This is a genomic window from Pseudoruegeria sp. SK021 (genome assembly GCF_002119405.1).
Classification (GTDB): Bacteria; Pseudomonadota; Alphaproteobacteria; order Rhodobacterales; family Rhodobacteraceae; genus Meridianimarinicoccus.
This window is the reverse complement of the sequence record NZ_MTBG01000077.1, coordinates 1-4,220: the sequence shown is the minus strand read 5'-3', so window position 1 is coordinate 4,220 and position 4,220 is coordinate 1. Positions and strand designations below refer to the sequence as shown.

The following is a 4,220-nucleotide window of genomic DNA, read 5'->3' as shown; positions in this document are numbered from 1 at the left end:
TTTTGGGGCACGGCTTGATCTGGACGAGGCCGGCGGTGCTGTTGTGGATCTGATGATCTCTCCGGTCCGGGAAAGCCGTGGCAAGCCGGTGATCTCAACCCAGAAGGCGCTCAAGGAGCTGAAGGAGGCTACGGGTGAGCGGAACGAGTATTCCGCCTTGCAGACGTCCTGGGCAGACTGGTCTCGCGCACACCTCGACCACCGGATCGAACGGGGAACCCGGAAGGAAATCACCCGTCGCCAGCATCTCTCCCCGGAAACCTATGGCCTCGTGAAGGATCAGGCACGCTCAGAGGCGGCCCAGGAGCGCGATTCAGGGCGCGCGATGACCCGTACCCTACGGATGACCTCTGAAGGCTCTCCTGAGGCCCTACAGACGCTCAGAGACGGTCTCCTGCTCCAGAGGGAGGCGCAGTCTCACAAGCGAAACCCACGCGGCTATGAACCGCCTCGTGGAAAATGGGATCTGGATGAGAGTTTGGCGGGCCGGTTGGGAGACAGTCCCTGGCCGATCATCGAGGATGTTCGTGAGCCAGCCATGGAAGTCCTGACAGCAGCCATGAAGTTCGGTGTCAGCATGGACGACGACCAGAATGGCTATGATTCCGGGAAGATGCTGTTCCCGGCTTTGGCGGATCGCATGCACCTGACGGCTGCCTTGGCGAAATGCGCCGAGTTCTGCGCTCGAACCGAAGCTTTCGTGAAGAACCTCACGGCGCGGGTCTCAGGCAAGGAGGCTTTGCCCTATCCGGATTACGACGGGTGCTGGCCGGAACATGCCCGACAGGCCGTAGAGCGGAATGAGCGCAGCCTTGGTCTTCGTCCGCCAGAGGCTTCCCATGATCGTAGCGAAGATGACGGGCTGGGACTGTGATGGGCTCTTGGATTCTGGTGCCGGATAGAGCCGTGACGAGGAGTTATCCACAGGCTTTGCTCTTTCTTTATTTCTTAGTTTCTATTTCATGAGACGCAAGCCACTGAAATAGAAAGGTAAAAGTGCCCCAAAGGTGAGCAATTGCGGGTGTAGGGTGAGCAATTGCGGGTGAAAGGTGAGCAATTGCGGGTGAAAGGTGAGCAATTGCGGGTGTGGTGAATTGATTAGGTGAGCCTTCACCTTTAGCTTTCACCTATGGCCAAGCTAACCACCCTCGATGCCGTCAGGATGCACCGCGCCGATGCCGACGCCATTGTGGCCGCTGGTGAGTTGGTGGACCTGCGTTTTGTATCCGGTGACAGCCTCAGCCTACGTGCTGCCAAGCTGTTTTGCCTTCTGGTGCAGGAAGCCGGTGTCGCGGTGGCCGACCAAGTGCAGCACCGCGTGCCATACTCCGTGATAAATGACACTTTTCATCGGAGCCGCGATGAACTGGCCGAGGCCGTCATGGAGCTACACTCGACGGTGGTGAGTGTGCAGCTGATGAGCCGCCGAGGCCGTCCCTACATCAAGTCCGGCCCCATCCTGTCCGATGTAGAGCGCGAACCCGATGATCTTGATGATGCAGAAATCAGGTTTGAGTTTTCGCCCGCCATGCGCCGGGTGATAGCCGACTCGACGCACTGGGCCGCCGTATCGCGCCGTGCCGTCATGGCGTTCGAGAGCCGGTATTCGCTGCGCCTCTATCTATGGCTCAGCCTGCGCGCAAACCTGCGCAAAACGTCCGAAGACATTGCCCTCGATGATCTGCGCGACCTACTAGGTTTGTCGGGTGATACGCTCAGCCGATGGCAAGACATGCGCCGGTTTGTCCTCGACCGCGCCCTTGCCGAGATAAACCACGTCGCCGGATTCCACGCAGCCTATCAGCCGTTGAAACAGGGCCGCCGTGTCACGGGTGTCCGGCTTGCATGGAGCCTGAAGGACCACGCCGAGCTAGTGAAGGCACAAAGGGAGCTAGATCGGCCGCGTATAGGCCGCAAGGCACGCCGCGCCGGTCTGGTGGAAGCGATCGCTCAGGAACGCCGACGTTTGGCCGAAAGCCTTGCCCGCGCGCTCGGACCAGACCGGACCAACCCGGACCAAATGATCCGCGATAAACCGGACCAGAAGAGGCCTAGACCGCAGGGTGATCCGGATGCCTAAACTATCACCACGAGAGGCAGTGAAGGTTTACCAAGTGAGCCGCGCCACGCTTGGTAAAGCGTTACAAGACGGCAAAATCAGCGCCGAGAAGACCGACGCCGGGCATTGGCGCATTGATCCGGCCGAGCTGGCACGCGTGTATCGGCCGAGAACGCAGCAGAAGGCCGTAGAGCGGCCTATGCCGGACCATCTAGGCCGCGATGATCCGAACCAGAAAGCCGCCGCAGACCAGGACATGGCCGCTCGCCTTGCCAAGGCCGAGGCCGAGCTGGCCGCGGAGCGCGAAAAAACCGCATTGTTGGAGCGTCACCTCGATGATGTAAGACGCATGTTGCCGCCACCAGACGCAAAGCTGCGCCGATGGTGGCCGTGGTGATAATAAGTCACTGACATTTCTCTACTATTCGTCTTTTGAGCTAGGATATTCCGTTGGGAAAAGATTTGGTTATTTTTGGGTCATGTGTATCTCGTGACGCCATCAAAGGCAGCGGCTTAGAGGCCCGTCTAAAATATTATCATTGCCGATCAAACCTGTGCAGTATGGCGAACAATGTTCCCCTAAACAGAGAGATGAAAATACCTGGAAATTTTGAAAACCGTAATGTTCTTGAGGATTTGAATAAGACCATCCGCTTTGACCATGATAGATGCTTTATAGTTTTCGATTTTATAGATGATCGCTTTCCTGTGGGCAGGATAGGCGACTCATATTTCACCTATAATTTCTTAGTCGACAAGCAGTCACCTGACACTTTTTCGGGGGCAGAAAGGATTCCCCATTTTCTCCCCAAGAACAGAGATATGGTAAAATTGGCAGCAAAGAAGTTTTTTGAAACGCATGAAGGTATGTTCTTGAATAACATCATAATTTTGCACGAAACCAGTTTGAACGTTAACTATGATGGTCTTGGCTTTGAACCGTCACGCTTGCAGCTCTTAAATGACCACCTCGATTTTTTACATGACCATCTGCGTGCGGCTTGGAAAATAGACCATTCGGTAAGCAGTAGAGCAATGCTAACGTCACCGCAGGCAACACCCGCCGACCACCGATGGGGGCATTCTCCATTTCACTATTTTGAAAAATACAATTCAAGCGTCAACAAACAGCTATCATATATTATGGACAAAACGATCACGCCAACTCGAAGACATTATGACGGCTTTGTTGAGCAAAGGCCGTAGGGGGTTTCATGTGGGGAATCCAGCGTGGTAGCTGGCCTCCCAAGTTAGACATCGCGATACAGGCCTGCCTGACGATGAAAGTGCATTTCGGTATGGCCCTCAGGCAGACGGCAGGCTTTTTGGAAAGCCTGGTCGGCCTTGACTGGACGGTACCGGATTTCAGTACGCTGAGCCGGGGGCAGAAGACCCTAGCCGTTCGCATTCCCTATCGTGGCTCGCAAAAAGGCCGCTGAACTTGGTAAACGACAGGACCGGCATCAAGCCCTGCATCAGCAATATGGTTTATGTATATACATAAACAGGAAGAGACTCCGGGACAATTTGAGGTACTGGCGGGTGATCCAAGAGGGCGTAGCGCCTCTGGCCCAATGGCAATTAGCGGAGCGGCTCGGAGAGAATTGCCTAGTGGGTTGTCATTTGGAATGACAATCTATCCCGGACTCCCTATCCTGACCCGATGTTCAAGGCAGCTGTCCGGGTTAAAAAGCTCACCACCATCGCCCAACTCCGGGGTGCAACCATCCACGCCAAACGTGCTGACGAAACCAGCCGAGCCCGACTCCGGGAAGATGCAGAAGCAGGCGAAGGACTGGCCTGGTCAAAGGCTGAGAACGACCGCGACTATCTGGCCGCCTACAAAGCCCACAAGGCCGATCTCAAAGCCCGAGAACGGAAAGGCGCCCCCCTCTGCATGCAGGCCCTTTGTGTGATTTCTCCGGAATGGGTGGAGAAGGCCGGTGATCTCCACAACCCGGAGAACCCGCGCAATCAGGCTCTCTTCGCCCAAGCAAAGGCATGGGCAGAAAGCTGGGCGGGCAAGGATGCTGTTTTTGGGGCACGGCTTGATCTGGACGAGGCCGGCGGTGCTGTTGTGGATCTGATGATCTCTCCGGTCCGGGAAAGCCGTGGCAAGCCGGTGATCTCAACCCAGAAGGCGCTCAAGGAGCTGAAGGAG

The 4,220-nt window shown here is 56.1% G+C and carries 5 protein-coding genes and 1 pseudogene; all 6 read left to right on the top strand.

Annotation, left to right across the window (positions count from 1 at the left end; genetic code table 11):
- Positions 1–874: hypothetical protein (locus BV911_RS19665; protein ID WP_168184143.1), on the top strand; the 874-nt coding region annotated here is incomplete at its 5' end.
- Positions 875–1,129: 255 nt separating this feature from the next.
- Positions 1,130–2,080 (top strand): replication initiation protein, encoded by a 951-nt coding sequence (locus BV911_RS18445; RefSeq protein ID WP_086055014.1) that lies wholly within the window; start codon positions 1,130–1,132, stop codon positions 2,078–2,080.
- A gap of 34 nt (positions 2,081–2,114) precedes the next feature.
- Positions 2,115–2,456 carry a hypothetical protein gene (locus BV911_RS18440; RefSeq protein WP_139840159.1) on the top strand — a complete coding sequence of 114 codons (342 nt, stop codon included), beginning with the start codon at positions 2,115–2,117 and terminating at the stop codon, positions 2,454–2,456.
- Positions 2,457–2,509: 53 nt separating this feature from the next.
- Complete coding sequence (locus tag BV911_RS18435) at positions 2,510–3,265, top strand: DUF6270 domain-containing protein (RefSeq protein ID WP_139840158.1); 756 nt, start codon at positions 2,510–2,512, stop codon at positions 3,263–3,265.
- Positions 3,266–3,312: 47 nt separating this feature from the next.
- Positions 3,313–3,527, top strand: a pseudogene (locus tag BV911_RS18430) (transposase); the annotation flags it as partial.
- A gap of 195 nt (positions 3,528–3,722) precedes the next feature.
- Positions 3,723–4,220, top strand: a 498-nt coding sequence (locus BV911_RS18425) for a hypothetical protein (protein ID WP_139840157.1), incomplete at its 3' end; no start/stop codon positions are given.

Bases quoted from the DNA above. Each gene is read 5' to 3' on its own strand.
- BV911_RS18445 (WP_086055014.1), top strand. From the start codon at position 1,130: ATGGCCAAGCTAACCACCCTCGATGCCGTCAGGATGCACCGCGCCGAT.